Origin of the sequence: Stutzerimonas stutzeri (assembly GCF_024448985.1) — a bacterium.
GTDB lineage: Bacteria > Pseudomonadota > Gammaproteobacteria > Pseudomonadales > Pseudomonadaceae > Stutzerimonas > Stutzerimonas stutzeri_AP.
On sequence record NZ_JAMOII010000009.1, the window covers coordinates 131,291 to 149,139 of the forward strand.

A 17,849-nucleotide genomic window follows, 5' to 3' on the forward strand; every position below is an offset into this window, starting at 1 on the left:
AGCTGGGGGCAGGTCGAAAGTGCGAAGCGTATTCAACCAGTCGTGAGCAGCGTGTAATCGGAGGCTGAGGAAGCGATGACGACCGAAAAAGACCTGCGCCTGTTCTTTGCTCTCCCCTGCCCGCCGACGCTTGCGGACGCGATTTGCAGCTGGCGCGACACGCAAAATCTCGATGGTCGACCCGTGGCGCAGGCCAACTTGCACCTAACCCTGGCCTTTCTCGGCAGCCAGCCGGCGAGTGCGCTGGATGAATTGAAACAGCTCGGCAGCCATCTGCGCGCTGACGTTTTCACGCTGCGGCTGGACCAGCTGCGAACCATCGGTCATGGCTTCGCCTGCCTGATCCCAAGCCAGCTGCCGCCGCCGTTGCGCCAATTGGTCGAGCAACTGCATGCGAGGCTGTCCACGCATGGCTTCGCCCTCGATGCACGGCCGTTTCTGCCCCATGTAACCCTAGTGCGCAATGCACCGACGCAACCGCACATAACGCCGCCCACGTTCGAATGGCACGTGGAGCGCTTCGGCCTGTTCCTTTCCGTCAATACGCCGAGCGGCGCGCACTACCGGGAACTGGCCGGTTGGCCGCTGACAGCACCGAGCGGCTGACTGTCGCCACTTGCTTCCGAAGCGGCTCGCCCCCACTTAACATGCTCGCCTCATTTCGCATGCGCCAATTTCGAGAGTTCCGATGAGCCAGACTCCCTTCATCTTCGACGTCACCGCCAGTAATTTCGAGCAACTGGTGCTGGAAAACTCCTTTCACAAGCCGGTACTGGTGGATTTCTGGGCCGAGTGGTGCGCGCCGTGCAAGGCGCTGATGCCGCTGTTGGCGAAGATCACCGAGGAGTATCAGGGCGAGTTGCTGCTGGCCAAGGTCAATTGCGATATCGAACAGGACGTCGTGGCGCGCTTCGGTGTGCGCAGCCTGCCTACCGTGGTGCTGTTCAAGGACGGCCAACCGGTCGACGGCTTTGCCGGCGCCCAACCGGAATCGGCGATTCGCGCCATGCTCGATCCCCACGTGCCGGCACCCACCGCGCCCGATGCCGATCTGCTCTCGACCGCGCAGGCGCTGTTTGCCGAAGTGCGCATCGGTGAGGCGGAAAGCCTGCTCAAGCAATTGCTGAGCGAAGACAACGAAAACGCTGCGGCGCTGATCCTCTACGCACGCTGCCTGGCCGAACGCGGCGAGCTGGGCGAGGCCGAAACGGTGCTCGGTGCGGTCAAGGGCGACGAGCACAAGCAGGCACTCGCTGCCGCACGCGCTCAATTGACTTTTCTCCGGCAAGCCAACGACCTGCCGGAATCCGCCGACCTCAAGAGCCGTCTTGCACAAAACGCCGAGGATGACGAGGCGGCCTACCAGTTAGCGATCCAGCAACTGGCGCGCCAGCAGCACGAAGCGGCACTGGATGGTTTGCTCAAGCTATTCGTGCGCAACCGCAACTACGCCGACGGCCAGCCGCACAAGACGCTGTTGCAGGTGTTCGACCTGCTGGGTAACGACCACCCACTGGTCACGACTTACCGGCGCAAGCTGTATCAGGCGATTTACTGAGCAGTTGAGCGTGCCCATGCTCCTGCGTGGGCACGCCTGAGTGATTGCGCCGCTGCTGCGAGCGGGTTCCCACAACGACTGTAGGGCCGAATTCATTTGGCCACGGTGATACAAAGGCCGAACAAGTTCGGCCCTACGGGCGCAGGCCTGGCGTCCTTACCCGCCCAGCAACCGGCGCAGCTCCAGGCAATCGCGGGCATGCAATTCGGTCAGCTCGGGCCAGAGATTTTCCGGCAGGTTGACCAGCACGCCGCGAGCGCCAGCAGCCTTCGCACATTCGAGATCGAAGCGGTAGTCGCCGACCATGACCAGTTCACGCGGCGGCACTGACCATTTCTCGGCGAAATGCAACAAACCGCCCGGATCGGGCTTGGGCGGTGCCTCGTCACGGCCGAGAATGTCGTCAGGCAAAAAGCAGTCACCCATGCCCACGGCCTGCAAGGTCACCAGCGCCAGTTCATGGGCGTTGCGCGTCAGCACGCCGAGCCGGCAACCGCGGTCACGCAATTCATGCAGCAACTCCAGCGCGCCCGGTGCAGGCGTCGCGGCATAGGCCAGCTCGCGCTCATGTTCCAGCAACCACGCGCGCTTGCTTGCCGCCTCATCGGCAGGCAGCGCGGCGAGGTGATGCAGGATGTCGTCTTCCAGCGGGATATCCAGCGCTCGCTTGATCGCCGGGAAATCATGCACGGCGATGGTCAGAGTGCCGTCCATGTCGAACACCCAGTGCCGCGCGTCGGCCAGCTTCACTTCCAATCCTCACGCACGCGAATCAGGCCTTCCTGCGCCACCGATGCGACCAGTTCCCCGGCGCGGTTGAAGATGCTGCCACGGGCGAAACCGCGGGCGTTGCCGGCCCAAGGGCTGTCCATGGAGTAGAGCAGCCAATCGTCAGCACGCACTTCGCGGTGGAACCAGATGGCATGGTCGAGACTCGCCAGCTGAATGAACTTGCTCCAAGAGCTGACGCCGTGCGGCTGCAGCGCGGTGCCGATGAAACTGAAATCCGAAGCGTAGGCAACCAGATATTTGTGCAGCGCGGCGTTGTCGGGCAGCGAGCCATCGGCGCGAAACCAGATGTGCCGGATCGGCTCGATCGGTGCGGGATTGATCGGGTCCTGCAGCGTCACGGGGCGGATTTCGATGGGCTTGGGGCGACGCAGCTTTTCAGCCACCCGCGGCGGCACCAGCGGCGTCAGTTTATGCAGCAGCTCCCACTCGCTGAGCAGATTTTCCGGTCCGGCCACCTCGGGCATCGGCAATTGATGCTCGTAACCGGTCTCGTCCGCCTGGAACGAAGCGCTGCAGGTGAAGATGGTTTGCCCTTTCTGGATCGCACTGACGCGCCGGGTGGTGAAACTGCCGCCATCACGCACCCGGTCGACGTCGTAGACCACTGGCTGATGTGAATCACCCGGGCGCAAGAAATAGCCGTGCATGGAATGCACATGACGCTCAGGCGCCACGGTCTGGCTCGCCGCGGACAACGCCTGACCCACCACCTGACCGCCGAACAGTTGCGGAAAGCCCAGATCTTGGCTCGCGCCGCGAAACAGATTTTCCTCGATTCGCTCCAGCGAAAGCAGATTCACCAACGTATCCAGGGTGTCGGTCATGATGTTGTTCCTCTAGGCGGCACGGGCAAGGCGCGCAATATTACGGATTCGGCAGGTTTCGCTCTAGGGTCTGTTGCCGTTTCGTCGCGGCCGCGACGGTGCCGGTTTTTGCGCGAGACAAGGCACGAGTCGCGCAGTTTGGTTGTTCCAAATAAGCGACGAGAAACGCCGTATCGCGCAAAAACCGGCCCGTCCCTTCGGGTTGCGCGGCAAATGTCGCCATGCGGCGTTGCGGGACTTGGCAAGGGAACGACCATTACCTGCGTCCCGCGCCTTGCTTGGCGCCATTTGGCGCAGCAACGCGGCTCGCAGCGAAACGGCAATAGACCCTAATAATTGTACTTATCGTCGGGCAACGACCGGGTTATCCCGCCGCATCCGGTACAGCACATGTGGGCGTAGCGGATGCCCTTCGGCCACGCCAGGATGATCGAAGTCTTCCTGCGGTTGATGCTGCATGCCAAGGTCTGCCATCAGCCCTCTGGACGGTTCGTTGAGCGCAGCGGTGTAGGCCACCACTTCCGCCAGTTGCAGACGTTCGAAGGCACAGTCCAGGGCCGCTAACGCCGCCTCCCGGGCCAGGCCCTGGCGCCATTGATCGCTGGCGAGTCGCCAACCGATCTCCACGGCGGGACAGAACGGCAATTGCAGACGACTCCAAGCCAAACCGACCATACCGATGAAACGTCCGTCGTCCTTGCGCTCCAGCGCCCAAAAACCGAAGCCGTGCCGCGCGAAGTGAATACGGCAGCGCGCCATCGCCGCCGCGCAGTCGTCACGCGAGAGCAATGCCGGAAAATAGCGCATCACCCGAGGGTCGGCGCATATCTGTGTCAACGGTGTGAGGTCGCTGTCTTGCCAGCCGCGCAAGCGCAGGCGCGGTGTCTCGAGTTCGATACGTACTGTCGCTTCTTCCATGCCGCTTCCTTGAGAGAGCCGTTGCCGAGTCGGCATACTTCCGGCTGACCACTCGGGCGCCGAACAATGTCTCTACCGCTGATTTTTCATGATGATTACAGCCCGCCGTTACCGTCCGGGCATCGCTTTCCGATGGAAAAGTTTCGGCTGCTGCGTGATCACCTGATTGCGAGCGGTTTGACCACGGATGAAGCGCTGTTGCGCCCGGAAATTTGCCCACGCGACATTCTCGCCCTGGCCCACGATCGCGCTTACGTCGAACGCTACTGCACGGGAGACATGAGCCGCGAGGAACTGCGCCGCCTCGGCCTGCCTTGGAGCCCACAACTGGCCCAGCGCACCGTTCGCGCGGTTGGCGGCTCGCTGCTGGCAGCCGAGCGCGCCTTGCAGCATGGCCTGGCCTGTCATTTGGCGGGCGGCACCCACCACGCCCATCACGACCACGCCTCGGGCTTCTGCATCTTCAATGACCTGGCGGTGATTGCCCTGTCGCTGCTGGAAAGCGGCCGGGTCGGCCGCGTGCTGATCTTCGACTGTGACGTGCATCAGGGCGACGGCACCGCCCGCATCCTCGAACAGGTGCCCGACGCTGTGACCGTGTCGCTGCATTGCGAGAAGAACTTCCCGGCGCGCAAGGCGCGAAGCGACTGGGACATTGCCCTCGCGCCAGGGATGGGTGACGCCGATTACCTCAAGACGGTGAACGACACGCTGGATTATCTGCTGCCCCTGTATCAGCCGGACCTGGTGATCTACGACGCCGGTGTCGATGTCCACCGTGACGACGCGCTGGGCCTGCTCAACCTCAGCGATGAGGGCCTGGCAATGCGAGACAGCGCGGTCATCGAACATTGCCTGGGGCGCGACATTCCGCTGGTCGGGCTGATCGGCGGCGGTTACGACAAGGACCGCGCCCTGCTCGCCCGGCGCCATGCGAAGCTGCATTTCAGCGCCGCCGCAGCCTGGGAGCGTTACGGGCTGGTTTGACGCCGCATTTGGCTAGCGCTTTTTGTATGGGCGGGCGCACGATGATGCCGGCGAGTATCGGAACGGCATTCGCTACAATGCCGGCCTCGTACCGCCAGACCTGAACCATGCTTTCGATTCCTACACATTCCCGCGTCGCCATCATCGGCGGCGGCCCAGCCGGGCTGATGGCTGCCGAAGTGTTGAGCCAAGCCGGCATCGCGGTCGACCTGTATGACGCCATGCCCTCGGTGGGTCGCAAGTTCCTGCTGGCCGGCGTCGGCGGCATGAACATCACTCACGCAGAGGATTTCGCCGCATTCATCGAGCGCTACCGCGAACGGGCCGGAGAGCTGCGGCCGCTACTCGAAGCCTTCGCCCCAAATGCATTGCGCGAATGGATCCACGGCCTAGGCATCGATACCTTCGTCGGCAGCTCCGGCCGGGTGTTCCCCACCGACATGAAGGCCGCGCCGCTGCTGCGCGCCTGGCTCAAGCGCCTGCGCGATAGCGGCGTGCAGATTCACACCCGCCGCCGCTGGTTGGGCTGGAGCGACGATGGCCAGTTGCGTATCGCCGGGCCGGAAGGCGATACGCTGCTGAAACCGGATGCCACCCTGCTCGCCCTGGGCGGCGGTAGCTGGGCCCGGCTGGGATCGGACGGCACCTGGGTGCCGCTGCTGCAGGCCCGTGGCGTTGCCATCGCGCCGCTGCAGCCAGCCAATTGCGGTTTCGAGGTGTCAGGCTGGAGTGCACACCTCGTCGAGAAATTCGCCGGCGCGCCGCTGAAGACCATCGGCCTAGCTTTGCCCGGCGCAACACCGCGAAGGGGCGAATTCGTCCTCACCGCGACCGGCATCGAAGGCAGCCTGGTCTATGCGCTGTCAGCGGACATCCGTGAGCGGATCAACGCAACAGGCTCGGCATCCGTTCTGCTCGACCTGTTGCCGGATCGTTCCCAAGCGCAGATCGCCGCCGCGCTGGCCAAACCGCGCGGCTCGCAGTCCATGGCCAAGCACCTGCATCGTCAGTTGAAGCTGGACGGCGTCAAAGCCGCCCTGCTGCGCGAACTCACCGACGCCGAAACCTTCCAAAGCCCGCAAGCGCTGGCCGGAGTGATCAAAGCGCTACCCATTACCCTGCTGCGCCCACGCCCGCTGGACGAAGCCATCAGCAGCGCGGGCGGCGTGCCCTTCGAGGCGCTGGACGACAAGCTGATGTTGCGCCAGCTAGCGGGAGTGTTCTGCGCCGGAGAGATGCTCGATTGGGAAGCGCCCACCGGTGGTTACCTGCTCACCGCCTGCTTCGCGAGCGGCCGCGCCGCGGCCGAGGGCATGCTGTGTTGGCTGTCGGCGACAGCATGAGCCGAACCCCACCTCCTGTGCGGGCGCCTAGGCAATAAATAGGACGCCGTTGATCGGTGCCGCACGCAAGCCCGAGACTTCGACGCAGGCCGAACTCACATCTGGCGATAGGCTCTCGGCGTCACGCCCACCTCACGACGAAAGACTTGGGAAAAGTGGCTGGGGCTCGAGTATCCAACTTCCATGCCGATCTCGATGACGCTCATCTCCGTCTCCAGCAATAGATGGCGTGCGCGTGCCATGCGCAGGCGGATGAAATATTGCGAGGGCGACAGACCCGTGGCGCGCTTGAACAGCCGGCTGAAGTGGTAGTCGCTGAGGCCGGCGATCTGCCCCAGGTGAGGCAGGCAGAACTCCTCGGCCAGACGCGCCTTCATGGTTTCGATAACGCGGCGCAGCTTGTAGGTCTGTAGCGCATTCGCGCCCCTGGCGGCGTTGTGCGGATCCGGGTAGGTGCGCACCAAGTGTATGGCCAGCGCCAGGGCCAGGCTGTGCACGAATAGCGGGCTGGGCTGACGCTCGCTGAACAGCTCCAGCCGCAGTTGTTCGAGCAGGAAAGTCACGCGCTCATCGTGAGCGCCAGAGACATCGAGAAAAGTCACCGGGTTGCACCGGTCGCCGTGCAGGTCGCGAGCGGCCTGCTCGATCAGCGGCAGGCTGAGATAAAGGTGCATCACCTCGAAACGGGCGTCGCCATGCACCTGCCAGCGCATCTCGTATGGTTCGCTGGTGCTGGTCAGGAAAAAGTCGCCAGCCTGAACCTCGGTGGCTTGCCATTCGCCATCAAGGGCACGTTCTTCGACCGTAGCCGCTCCGGACAGCACAAGCACCAACAGCGGCTCCACCACGGCGGGAACCAGGATGGGTTCGGCAAGGCCCTGATAGCTGAACAGCTGCACTACCACATCCTGCACCGGCGGGCGCGGCGGCAAGGACAGCGGCTTACCGGGTAAAAAGTGCGGCATCGCTTCGGCGGTCACGCGCTGGCCGTCCATCACGGGAGGCAGATCAGAATCGGATTGCTGCAAGGACGCCTCCATTGCGAAGTCCACAAAAAAGCGACGCGATCGAAGAGGTTAGCTCAGGCCCGGAATCTGGGATGCGTATCTGGTCGGGCTAATGCGCTGGATGGAAGCCAACCCCTCACCCCAACCCTCTCCCCAAAGGGGCGAGGGGGCGGCTTGGAGCCACTGAATCGCCGGGGTGGGCCTGACACCGGAGCAATCCCCTCTCCCTGCGGGAGAGGGCTAGGGTGAGGGGAAAGCGGTTAGCACCCAACGGCGGACTGGCTATTCTCAGCTCCGCGCAAGACTCCAACAGTCCGCGCAAGGCCGCAAAAGCCGTGGTACCGGGTTTACGCGACAGTGAGCCCGGCATCGCTCACAAGCGTCCGGCTGGTGAATCTCTCGCCTGGCCCGTATCGGAGGAAATACGCATGACTGATATCAAACACCGCGTTCCCCAGGAAGTCGAAGGCAAGGTCGTCCTGGTTACCGGAGCCGCCAGCGGCATCGGCAAGGCCATCGCTCAAATGCTGCATGCCCGCGGCGCAAAGGTCGTCGCCGAGGATCTGAATCCCGACGTAGAGACGTTGGCGCAGCCCGGGCTGGTGCCCCTGGTGGCCGACATCACCGCCGACGGCGCGGCCGAGCGTGCGGTGGGGCCGGCGGTGGAACAGTTCGGACGGCTGGATATTCTGGTCAACAACGCCGGGATCATCATCAACAAGCCGGTCATCGACATGACACGCGAGGACTGGGAGCGCATCCAGGCGACCAATGTCACCGCAGCCTTTCTTCATTCGCGCGAAGCGATCAAGGCGATGCTGCCGAGCCGCTCGGGCGCCATCGTCAACATTGCCTCCTACGCCTCGTACTTCGCCTTTCCCACCATCGCCGCCTATGCCGCGTCCAAGGGCGCACTGGCACAACTGACGCGCACGCTGGCGCTGGAGGCAATCGAGCATGGCATCCGCGTCAACGCCATCGGCGTGGGCGATGTGGTCACCAACATCCTCAACGAGGTCGTCGACGATGGCCCCGGTTTCCTGGCCAAACACGGCGAAGCCGCACCCATCGGACGCGCCGCACAACCGGAAGAGATCGCCGAGGTGACGACCTTTCTGGCCTCGGACCGCGCCAGCTTCATGGTCGGTTCGGTCGTGATGGTCGATGGCGGCATGACCGTGACGGCGGGTTGAGAGCAGAGCCAAATCCCGGCCGTTTCCTTCGAGGCGCTGGACGGCAAGCTGATGCTGCGCCAGCTACCGGGCGTGTTCTGCGCCGGTGAGATGCTCGACCGGGAAGCCCAGACCGCTCGCTACCTGCTCATCGCCTCTTCATGAGCGGCAAGGCAGCGGCTGGACGATGTTGCGGTGGCTGGCTGGGGGTTAAGCGAATCGATGGCCGTGCAGTACGGTCGGCACATGAGGCCGTAATTTCACGATTACTCAAGGCTGTACCGGCCCTCCCGCTCGACCGAAGGGCCAAACCTGTTTGCCTTTGCAATCTGCGGCCAAATGATTCGGCCCTACGAGCTGAACGTCAGCTTAGTCCCGCGACGCCTTGATGCGGTGTTCCCAGCGTCGCTTCGCGAAGCGGCGCATGTTTGGAATGTCATCGGTCTCGTCCATGATCGGCTGGCCGATGATGTATTCGATCACGTCCTCCAGCGTCACCAGCCCTTGCCAGCTGCCGAACTCGTCATAGACGAGGCACATGTGCTGCCGCTCACGCATCAGCTGAGTCATCAGGTTTTCTACGCTCGTCAGTTCCGAGGTGATCTTGATGGGCTTCATGATCGAGGCGACCGTGCTGTCATCCGCTGCGGCCAGAATGTCATAACGAAAGACCACGCCCAGCGGATCTTCGTTGTCGCCGATGACCGGATAGCGCGAGAACTGGCTTTCGCTGACCTTCTGCTTGAACGCCGCGATGCTGTCGTCCGGCGAGGCGTACTCGCATACGGTCCTTGGGGTCAGGATTGCGCGGAGCTTGATTTCGTGGAGGTCCAGAATATTGCCGATGACGCGCTGCTCGTCCTCATCCAGCTGGTTCGTCTCACGGCCAAGCAAGGCCAGCGCCTTGATCTCCTGGCGAACGTTGTGCTCCGGCTCCTTGCCGCCAAACAGCCGCATGATGAGATCGGAAACGACAATAAACGGCTTGAGCAGAACGATCATTCCCTTGAGCAAAGGAGGCAGGTACGGCGCCAGTTCCCGCCAATACCGCGCGCCAATGGTTTTCGGCAGGATCTCCGAGAGAATCAGGATCAGGACGGTCATGACGGCGGACGCAGCACCAAGATAGCCGCTGCCGAACACGAGCGTGACCTGGGCGCCAACGCCCGTCGCGCCGACCGTGTGGGCGACCGTATTCAACGTAAGAATGGCCGCCAACGGCTGGTCGACCTTCTCCTTTAGGTGCTTGAGGCGTTCATAGAGTCTGGGATTCGTCACCTTCTGGTGTGCGATGAAACTCGGCGTAATCGATAGAAGCGCCGCTTCCAGAATCGAACAAATGAAGGAAACGAGGATGGACAGAACAGCGAAAGCGATCAGGAGGGCCATAGGGCGGCGAGGTGACTACGTAGTGGGGAATCCGCAATTTACAGGAACCTGCAATGCCCTTGCGTATTGCAGGGGGTTCATCCTTGCTACATTTCATTTCTACGACTGACCACAGCTCGCGACCCAGGCCGGCTTTGCGCTCACCTACTTTAGCGCAAAGCCGTTCTTATCAACCGGAGAACTGCCTGAACAGCGCGACTGCGATCACCCCAGCAGCGATCGCGGGCAATGGTTTCTTGAGCATCAACATCGTGACAGCCGTAACCAAGAAAGCCAGTCGAGCGCCGTTGTCTCCATTAACCGCCATGGGTGTAAGCAACGCCACCAGCACTGAGCCAGACATAGCGCTGATGAATTGCTCGGTCCTGCGGTTAATGGGCACGAACGACATCACGAACACACCGCCCCAGCGGGTTGCCAAGGTCACCACGGCCATGATCAGGATGATGATCAGAGCGCCAGAACCTGCCGTTTCCAAAGTCAATTCTGCTTCTCCATCCACAACGCGCCCAATATGCCGCCTGCGAGCGCGCCTGCTACGACATGGCTATTGGCGGGCAGATACCAGTACGCCAACATCGATGAACACCCGGCGACGATCCAGACAATGGCCATCCGCAGATCTTTCTTGCCGCCAACGACCATCGCCAACAGGAAGCACCCCATGACCATGTCCAATCCCAGGCTGACCGGATCATGGATGGCACTGCCGAAATAAAGGCCAAGCCAGGTCCCAAGCACCCAGAACGTCCAGAGCGCGAGACCGCCACCGAACAAGATACCCAGCCCAGGTTCATTGCGACTGAACGCTTGCATGGACATCGCCCAATTGGCGTCCGAGACGACGAACATGACGGCATAGCGCTTCGACGGCGGCAATTGACGCAGCCACGGATACAAGGTCGCGCCCATCAACAGATGCCGGGCATTGACGGCAAATACGGTTACCACCAGCGGGACGAGGGGAACATGGGTGCCCCAGAGTTCCAGCGAGGCAAACTGTGAAGCACCGGCAAAGACCAGGCCGCTCATGAGCATGATGGAATAACTATCCAACCCCGCCTGCGCCGCAGCCAGACCAAAGGCCAGACCAAACACGACGACAAAAAGCGAAATAGGTGTCAGCTGCTTGAAGCCGGCCCATACGTCATGGCGGCTGAGCGCATGAAGTTCTGCATCAGTATTTGCCAAAGGCCACCTCTTTATCTCCTTCACTAGCTGGGCCCGCCGAACAAGCGTGCCCCATGCATGGGCTGGTCCCGGTTGAAAGTCGATTCATTCAGACAGGCATCAAACGACGGTCGTCCAGGCTCACGGCAGCATGAACAAGGCGACCATGTTCCGCGCTATCACCGTCACGCAGCAACAAGCCTTTCGCCGAGGACTGTCGCCGCACGCAATAGGAGAATCGTTTCCTTAACGCTTCTTTCCAGCGGGCTTCGCCCCACCCAGACTCGGTACTTTGCGGATCGCCTTCGCGTTGGGTTTTTCACTTTCATCGAACCAGTTGCCCAGATGGACCCGCCCTTTGGCGGCGTTCTCCTTGGGTTTCTTGGGCTTTTTCGGCTTCTTAATGATCTGCCCACCGGGCTGAGTGGTCGGCACACGGTGATCGGGGACGAAGCCAGGCTCGTCATGGCGCGGCAGTACCTGGTTGATCAGCGTCTCGATGGCGGCGAGCTGGTCGACTTCGTCGGCGGCCACCAGAGAAATCGCTTCACCGGTGGCACCCGCGCGGCCGGTGCGGCCGATGCGGTGCACGTAGTCCTCGGCGACGATTGGCAGGTCGAAGTTGACCACCTGCGGCAGGTCATGGATATCCAGCCCGCGCGCGGCCACGTCGGTGGCGACCAGTACTTGCACTTCGCCGGCCTTGAAGCGTTCCAGCGCGCGTAGGCGCGAGGCCTGCGGGCGGTCGCCGTGGATGGCATCGCTGGAAACGCCCTGGGCCTGCAGTTGCTCTACCAGCTCGTCGACGCCTTTTCGCGTCTTGGCGAACACCAGCACCTGGCCCCAGCGTTTTTCTGCCAGCAAATACAGGAAGAGTTCGCTCTTGCGCTTCTTGTCCACCGGCACCAGCCACTGCTTGACGGTTTTGGCCGCGGCGTTGCGCGGGCTGACCTCGATGGACAGCGGGTCGCGCAGCAGCTCGCCCGCCATCTGGCGGATGGCATCGGAGAAGGTCGCGGAGAACAGCAGGGTCTGGCGCTTCTTCGGCAGCGCGCTGAACAAGTCGTCCAGTTCTTGGGCGAAGCCCAGGTCGAGCATACGGTCGGCCTCGTCCAGCACCAACGCCTGCACCTGGCCGAACTTAACCGCGTTCTGTCGGTACAGATCGAGCAGCCGACCCGGCGTCGCCACCAGCACATCGACGCCCTTGCGCAGCGCCATCATTTGCGGATTGATGCTGACACCGCCGTACACCGCATAAGTGCGCAGCGGCAGGCTCTGACCGTAGGTCCGGAAACTTTCATGGACTTGCTCGGCCAGCTCGCGGGTCGGCACAAGGACCAGCGCGCGAATCGAGTTGCTCGCCACCTGCGGCCCTTCATGGAGCAAACGCTGCAGCAACGGCAAGGCGAAACCGGCGGTTTTGCCGGTGCCGGTCTGGGCCGCGGCCATCAGGTCGCGCCCCTTGAGCACGGCGGGAATCGCCTTGGCCTGAACCGGGGTCGGCGTGGTGTAGTCGAGGGATTCGAGCGTGCGCAGCAATGGCTCGATCAGGCCCAGGGAGGCGAAAGTCATGGCGGAAACCGAACGATGAAAACGAGGTAGACAGTTTACTCGGAATGGAAGCTGGAAGCTGGAAGCTGGAAGCCAGTGTCGAGTTGAGGCGAAAGGATTTTGCTTTGACTTCACGCTTCCAGCTTCAGGCTTCCAGCCGCTTCACCTCAACAACAACTTTCCTTCGATCGGCACATAGCGCGTGGCAGCGCGGATCAGCGATTGTGCGGTCAGCCCCGGCACACCGTAGGCAGTGGCTTCGGCGCCGCCGGCGCGTACGCGGTCGAGTAGCAGATCGAAATCGCCGTCGCCGGAGGCCAGCGCCACTTCATCGACGCGCGCGGCAGCGTCCAGCACGTCGATCGTGATGCCCACATCCCAGTCGCCCTTGGCCGAGCCGTCGCTGCGCTGGATGTAGGGCTTGAGCTTCACGGTGAAGCCGAGGTTGCGCAGGATCTGCTGAAACTGCTGTTGTTTGGCGTCGCCACGGTCGATGGCGTAGGCATAGGCCTCGACGATCTCGCCGCGCGCGCTGACCTCAGCCCATAGGGCGGTGTAGTTGAAATGGCAACCGTGGGCCTGGCGGACCGTGTAGTAGAGGTTCTGCACATCGGCAAACAGGGCGATCTTCTTCACGCGGCAACCCGAGTCGAGAAAGGCCGATCAGTATGCAGACTGTGTGAAAACGTAGCGAGCGAAGGTTAGGCGGGGCCGCCCAGGCAAGAACTAGGCTTCCCGCAAAAACAGGCGAGGAAGCGGACTGAGCTCGCATGCGAGCCTGTTTTTAACGCCGCATAACCGAGCGCAGCAGTTTTCACACAGCCTGCTTGGACGGCAAAGTTCGCGCATGTCGCTGCCCGGTTTCTTGGGCTAAAGTGCGCGCCTGTTTTTCCGAGACTGCTCCGACCGCGATGAATGTCCTGACCATCCTCCGTGACGCCTGGTACTTCTATTCCCGAAATCTGGCGTCGATTGCGCGTCTCTGCCTGCCGCTGATCGCTCTGGAGAGCTGCGCCAGGCTGGCCGTCGAGCACTGGTTCGGCAAGGATGCGGTGCCGGCGCAGGAGCTGCTGGTCGGCATGGTGTTCTACCCGTTGTACATCGGCGCGCTGATCCTGTTTCTCGACGCCCGCAGCCGTGGCTATGCGCCGCCGCTGCGCGAGGTGCTGGCCCGTGCCGTGCCGCTATGGCCGTCGATGGCGGTACTGGCCGGGCTGGGAACCCTGCTGATCATGCTTGGCGCCTCGCTGTTCGTGCTGCCGGGGCTGTGGGTAATGGTCAAGATCGCCTTCGCCGAATATCTGCTGGTCCTGCGTGGCTTGACCCCGTTGGCGGCACTGAAGGAAAGCTTCCTGCAGACCCGCGGCCACTTTCTCCTGGTGTTCGGCTGCATCCTTGCGGTGCTGCTACCGCTGTGGCTTCTCGAAGCCTGGCTGGCCGCCCAGCTCTGGGCCGGCGAGGCACCGCCCGGACTGATCGCCGCACTGGTCGACAGCACTGTCGGGATGGTGCAGCTGCTGGCGACCGTGGTGCTGTTCCGCTGCTTCATGCTCTGCAGCGAACCAGCCATCGGCGGCGATGCAAAAAGCGAACAGCAGGACGGCGAGTAACGATTCGTCGGTCTAGGCTTGGTTGCTCTCACATTCGGAGCATCACGCCATGACCGACCAGAACCCCAGCATCCTGTCCCACGTTTCCTTGGGCACTAACCGCTTCGAGCAAGCCGCGACCTTCTACGACCAGACGCTCGCAACGCTGGGCTGTAAGCGCATCATGAGCCACCCCGGCGCGGTGGCCTGGGGGCGCGAATATCCCGAGTTCTGGCTGCAGACGCCCATCGATGGCCAGCCGGCCAGTCTTGGCAACGGCACGCATGTAGGCTTCTTCGCCGCAGACAAAGCATCGGTGGACGCCTTCCATCGTGCCGCGCTGGCAGCCGGTGCAACCGATGAAGGCGCGCCGGGACCGCGGCAGGAGTACGGCGAGCCTTACTACGGCTGCTTCGTGCGAGACCTCGACGGCCACAAGATCGAAGCGGCGTACTGGGACATGGCGCTGGTGCAACAGTTATATGGCGATGCGCAGCCGGGCTGACGGCATTTGCTTTCATCGAAGCGGCAGGAATCGCGACGAAAACAGCGCAGCCCTGCGCGAAAAAGCAAAGCATCGCGCCGGGGGCGGCCCTCCTACAAAAGCCAAAACGCACACTGCACGGCTTTCGTGGAAGGCGCGCCCTCGCGGCGATAGCAGGCCACAGGCCTGCCGCAATCCAAAGCATCGCGCCGGGGGCAGCCCTCCCACAAAGCCAACACACACACCGCACCGCCTTTCGTGGCTGGCGCACCCTCGCGGCGATAGCAGGCCGCAGGCCTGCAGCAATCCAAAAGCCTCTCGCCGGGGGCCGCCTTTCCGCGAGAGCGGCTTCAGTTGACGCTTCTTGATAACCGATTGCCCGCCAGCCGCGGTAAAAGCAAATGCTCGAACAGCCGTGGAAAGCAGCGCGCCACCATCCGCGCGCGCCAGTCGAGATTCGATAGCACCAGCAGCCGCCGCCGTTTCAGCGCGCCCTGGAAAACAGCTTCAGCCACGTCCTGCGGCGATGCCACCCGACCCACGGTCAACACCGGCTGCGGCGCGGTGGAGCCATCGCCGATCAGCACGTTTTTGCGCAGATCGGTGGCGGTATAGCCGGGACAGACCAGCATCACGTTGACGTCGGTATCGCTCAACTCGCTGCGCAGGGTCTCGAACAGCCCATGCAAGGCATGCTTGCTGGCGTTGTAGGCGCCGCGGTCAGGTACCGGCGCATATTGCGAGAGCGAACTGAGGACAATGATCTGCCCGCGACGCGCCCTCAGGCTCGGTAACGCCGCCTGGGTGCAGTGCAGAGCGCCATAGAAATTCACCGCCATGATCCGCTCGAACACCGCCAGGCTGGTGTCGGCCACGTGGCTGCGATGGGTGATGCCGGCATTGTTGATCAGTACGTCTATGCCGCCGAAGCGCTCCACCACTAGCGCAACGGCCTGCTGCACCACCGCCGCATCCGACACATCGCAGCGCAGCCCCAGGGCATCGGCGTTGTGATGATCGACCAGATGCTGGACCAGCCCATCGAGCGCATTCTGCTCCAGATCGAAAATCACCACCCGCGCCCCAGCCTGCGCCATTCGCTCGGCCAGCGCCCGACCAATTCCGGCGCATCCACCAGTGATCAGCACCACCTTGCGATCGAAGACCTTGTTGGCAAACACCTTGCGATACATAGACCACTCCACCGACGAATGAACGGGCCACCGGCAGGAGCAAGGCGGCCACATCTTCGGTTTCAGCATAGTCAGCCAGAACCGGCTCCGCCTTAGCGGCTATGAACGCTGTGGCCACAATGCGACATCCGGCCCGCCGCCATTCTGGACACGGAGGCGCCCGGCAACCATGCTTGCTCCATGCAACCACAAGGGTCGGTGAATTACCTTGAAAGCTCTCCTCTGGATCTTGTTTGCAACCTCCCTATCGGGACTCTGCGTCGCCGCGCCCGAAGCCGAGCCGCCGCGCACCCTGACGGTCGGTTTTTACGACTTTCCACCCGCCATTTACAGCGATCCGCAGGGCGTACCGCAGGGGCCACTGGTAGCCCTCACCCATCGGGTATTCGAACGTGCCGGCTATCGCGCGCAGTTTCGCGCATTTCCAAGCGCACGCCTGTATGCGGCCTTGATAAACGGCTCAGTCGACCTATGGCCGGGTGCACCGGGCAAACCGGAGCTTGCCGCGGACACGCTGGAGGGACGCGCAACCCTGGCGCAGATCAGCCTCAACCTCTATCACCGATCGGACACACCGCCGCCAACGATGCCGGCGAGCCTATACAAACGCGGCGTCATCATTATCGGCGGCTATAACTATTGGCCGGTGGTGAACCAGATGCTGAATGACCCGCAGCTGGGCATTCATCTGCATCGCACCAGCAGCCATACCTCGGCGCTGGAAATGCTGCAGCACCGCCGTGCCGACTATCTGCTCGATTATCAGATTCCGGTGGACCAGGCATTGCAGCACCTCGGCATGCAGGCATTACCGTATGTGAACCTCCACAATGTGCCGATCCGCTTCATCGCTTCGCGTCGGCTGAGTGACAGCCAAGCGATCCTCGATGCACTGGATCGCGCCTACGCCGAGATGGCGGCCGCAGGTGAGGATCTAGGCCTGCCGGAGGAATAAGGGAAGCTGGACTGCAAGCTGCAAGCTGCAAGCTGCAAGCTGCAAGCTGCAAGCTGCAAGCTGCAAGCTGCAAGCTGCAAGCGAATCAGTGTAGGCGCCGGGCTGGCTTCCCGCTTCGCTTGCCCTTAGCTTTTAATGACTTTCAGCTCGAGGCTTGTCGCTTGCAGCTGCTTTCAAGTCCCGCGCGGCTTGGCGCGCGCCGTGGGCTCGGCGACCAACGGATCATCCGGCCAATAGTGCCTAGTATCACCTTACGTTCCCTTCATTGACACTGCTAAACCGCCCGTAATCCTTATGTGTGATGCTGTTTCGGCGATTTCCTATTGACCGTCAAACACAAGACCTTTGTTTGACACAAACCGCCCTTAATCAAGAGCTGGTTTGACAGGTCTGCCAGAGCAAACCAGCTCCATTACCGAAGAAAGATTGACACCCTCACTCAGATGCGACGTTGCAGCCTGTCTTATTTTTTCTTCAAACCAGGCTGGACAAAGAAACCACTTCAAGTCACAGTCGGCTCAGATTCATCGGCGCCCGCCGCAGACGCAACGACTAAAAAAGGCACTCTGCTACACCTACTGCACGCAACCTCTTGAGTTGATGCGGGAAATCGTTGCCATCGAACGTAGATGTCCCACTATCAACAGTCTAGAGGTTCCTCCGATGAGCAGTTTTCTCTCTACTCCCGTCTATCACGCACACCAGCAGGCCCAATCCAAAGGTTTGAGCTTCCTTTCGCGCTCCGAATGCCTCGAAATCACGGCCGCCTTATTTGGCTATGAGCATTACCGGCTGATGAAGCCGATGCTCCGTAATTTGGAGGCTGCGCTCAGACAGCCGGGCGCGGCGGTTATTTTTGCTGAGTGGTCTGCCACCCGCCGTGCAGCGCATTTGCTTGCTGTAAATGGCGCTCC

General features: G+C 62.2%; 19 protein-coding genes and 1 pseudogene. 10 read left to right on the top strand and 10 right to left on the bottom strand.

Features of this window, described 5'->3' with window-relative positions:
• Positions 1–75: 75 nt before the first annotated feature.
• Both thpR and trxA read left to right on the top strand, forming a co-directional pair.
• Positions 76–606: an RNA 2',3'-cyclic phosphodiesterase gene (thpR, locus tag NA647_RS12345; RefSeq protein ID WP_256057959.1), complete on the top strand. Its 531-nt coding sequence runs from the start codon at positions 76–78 to the stop codon at positions 604–606.
• Between the two features lie 82 nt (positions 607–688).
• Positions 689–1,558, top strand: coding sequence for a thioredoxin (gene trxA, locus NA647_RS12350; protein WP_256057960.1), 870 nt, complete (start codon positions 689–691; stop codon positions 1,556–1,558).
• 156 nt (positions 1,559–1,714) lie between these two features.
• On the opposite strand, the gene NA647_RS12355 is transcribed toward trxA, so the two are convergent.
• The 3 genes from NA647_RS12355 to NA647_RS12365 form a co-directional block, all read right to left on the bottom strand.
• Complete coding sequence (locus NA647_RS12355) at positions 1,715–2,308, bottom strand: HAD family hydrolase (RefSeq protein WP_256057961.1); 594 nt, start codon at positions 2,306–2,308, stop codon at positions 1,715–1,717.
• Positions 2,305–3,174: an acyl-CoA thioesterase II gene (gene tesB, locus NA647_RS12360; RefSeq protein ID WP_256048481.1), complete on the bottom strand. Its 870-nt coding sequence runs from the start codon at positions 3,172–3,174 to the stop codon at positions 2,305–2,307. Before tesB ends, NA647_RS12355 begins: the two co-directional genes overlap by 4 nt.
• 342 nt (positions 3,175–3,516) lie before the next feature.
• Entirely contained in the window at positions 3,517–4,092 is a 576-nt protein-coding gene (locus tag NA647_RS12365; protein WP_256057962.1) for a GNAT family N-acetyltransferase, read from the bottom strand.
• 66 nt (positions 4,093–4,158) lie between these two features.
• Between NA647_RS12365 and NA647_RS12370 the strand changes: the two genes are divergently transcribed.
• Together NA647_RS12370 and NA647_RS12375 are read left to right on the top strand one after the other, a co-directional pair.
• Complete coding sequence (locus tag NA647_RS12370) at positions 4,159–5,079, top strand: histone deacetylase family protein (RefSeq protein WP_256057963.1); 921 nt, start codon at positions 4,159–4,161, stop codon at positions 5,077–5,079.
• Positions 5,080–5,186: 107 nt separating this feature from the next.
• Positions 5,187–6,422 carry a TIGR03862 family flavoprotein gene (locus tag NA647_RS12375; RefSeq protein ID WP_256057964.1) on the top strand — a complete coding sequence of 412 codons (1,236 nt, stop codon included), beginning with the start codon at positions 5,187–5,189 and terminating at the stop codon, positions 6,420–6,422.
• Between the two features lie 95 nt (positions 6,423–6,517).
• Here NA647_RS12375 and NA647_RS12380 read toward each other — a convergent pair whose 3' ends face one another.
• Positions 6,518–7,462, bottom strand: a complete 945-nt coding sequence (locus NA647_RS12380; protein WP_256057965.1) for a helix-turn-helix domain-containing protein — start codon at positions 7,460–7,462, stop codon at positions 6,518–6,520.
• A gap of 395 nt (positions 7,463–7,857) precedes the next feature.
• On the opposite strand from NA647_RS12380, the gene NA647_RS12385 reads away from it, so the two are divergent.
• Complete coding sequence (locus NA647_RS12385; RefSeq protein WP_256057966.1) at positions 7,858–8,622, top strand: SDR family NAD(P)-dependent oxidoreductase; 765 nt, start codon at positions 7,858–7,860, stop codon at positions 8,620–8,622.
• Between the two features lie 21 nt (positions 8,623–8,643).
• Positions 8,644–8,780 (top strand): annotated as a pseudogene (locus NA647_RS12390) (aminoacetone oxidase family FAD-binding enzyme); the annotation flags it as partial.
• Positions 8,781–8,970: 190 nt separating this feature from the next.
• On the opposite strand, the gene NA647_RS12395 reads toward NA647_RS12390, so the two are convergent.
• The 5 genes from NA647_RS12395 to NA647_RS12415 all read right to left on the bottom strand — a co-directional run bounded on the left by NA647_RS12395 (position 8,971) and on the right by NA647_RS12415 (position 13,350).
• A complete protein-coding gene (locus NA647_RS12395; protein WP_256057967.1) occupies positions 8,971–9,990 on the bottom strand; it encodes a CNNM domain-containing protein in 1,020 nt (339 codons plus the stop codon).
• Between the two features lie 169 nt (positions 9,991–10,159).
• On the bottom strand, positions 10,160–10,474 hold the full coding sequence (locus tag NA647_RS12400) for an AzlD family protein (RefSeq protein WP_256048521.1): 315 nt from the start codon (positions 10,472–10,474) through the stop codon (positions 10,160–10,162).
• Positions 10,471–11,181 carry an AzlC family ABC transporter permease gene (locus tag NA647_RS12405; RefSeq protein WP_256048488.1) on the bottom strand — a complete coding sequence of 237 codons (711 nt, stop codon included), beginning with the start codon at positions 11,179–11,181 and terminating at the stop codon, positions 10,471–10,473. The genes NA647_RS12400 and NA647_RS12405 overlap by 4 nt, the downstream gene beginning before the upstream one ends.
• Before the next feature lie 225 nt (positions 11,182–11,406).
• The gene (locus NA647_RS12410) at positions 11,407–12,735 is read right to left on the bottom strand and encodes a DEAD/DEAH box helicase (RefSeq protein WP_256057968.1); all 1,329 of its coding nucleotides are present in this window, start codon (positions 12,733–12,735) and stop codon (positions 11,407–11,409) included.
• Between the two features lie 141 nt (positions 12,736–12,876).
• Complete coding sequence (locus NA647_RS12415) at positions 12,877–13,350, bottom strand: NYN domain-containing protein (RefSeq protein ID WP_256057970.1); 474 nt, start codon at positions 13,348–13,350, stop codon at positions 12,877–12,879.
• Between the two features lie 275 nt (positions 13,351–13,625).
• Between NA647_RS12415 and NA647_RS12420 the strand changes: the two genes are divergently transcribed.
• On the top strand, positions 13,626–14,324 hold the full coding sequence (locus NA647_RS12420; protein ID WP_256057971.1) for a YciC family protein: 699 nt from the start codon (positions 13,626–13,628) through the stop codon (positions 14,322–14,324).
• Positions 14,325–14,373: 49 nt separating this feature from the next.
• Entirely contained in the window at positions 14,374–14,808 is a 435-nt protein-coding gene (locus tag NA647_RS12425) for a VOC family protein (protein WP_256057972.1), read from the top strand.
• A gap of 329 nt (positions 14,809–15,137) precedes the next feature.
• Here the strand turns inward: NA647_RS12425 and NA647_RS12430 are convergent, their stop codons facing one another.
• Positions 15,138–15,980: an SDR family oxidoreductase gene (locus NA647_RS12430; protein ID WP_256057974.1), complete on the bottom strand. Its 843-nt coding sequence runs from the start codon at positions 15,978–15,980 to the stop codon at positions 15,138–15,140.
• A 208-nt stretch (positions 15,981–16,188) separates the two neighbouring features.
• Between NA647_RS12430 and NA647_RS12435 the strand changes: the two genes are divergently transcribed.
• Positions 16,189–16,935, top strand: coding sequence for a substrate-binding periplasmic protein (locus tag NA647_RS12435; protein ID WP_256057975.1), 747 nt, complete (start codon positions 16,189–16,191; stop codon positions 16,933–16,935).
• A 663-nt stretch (positions 16,936–17,598) separates the two neighbouring features.
• The coding region (locus NA647_RS12440; RefSeq protein ID WP_256057976.1) for a hypothetical protein at positions 17,599–17,849 on the top strand (251 nt) is incomplete at its 3' end.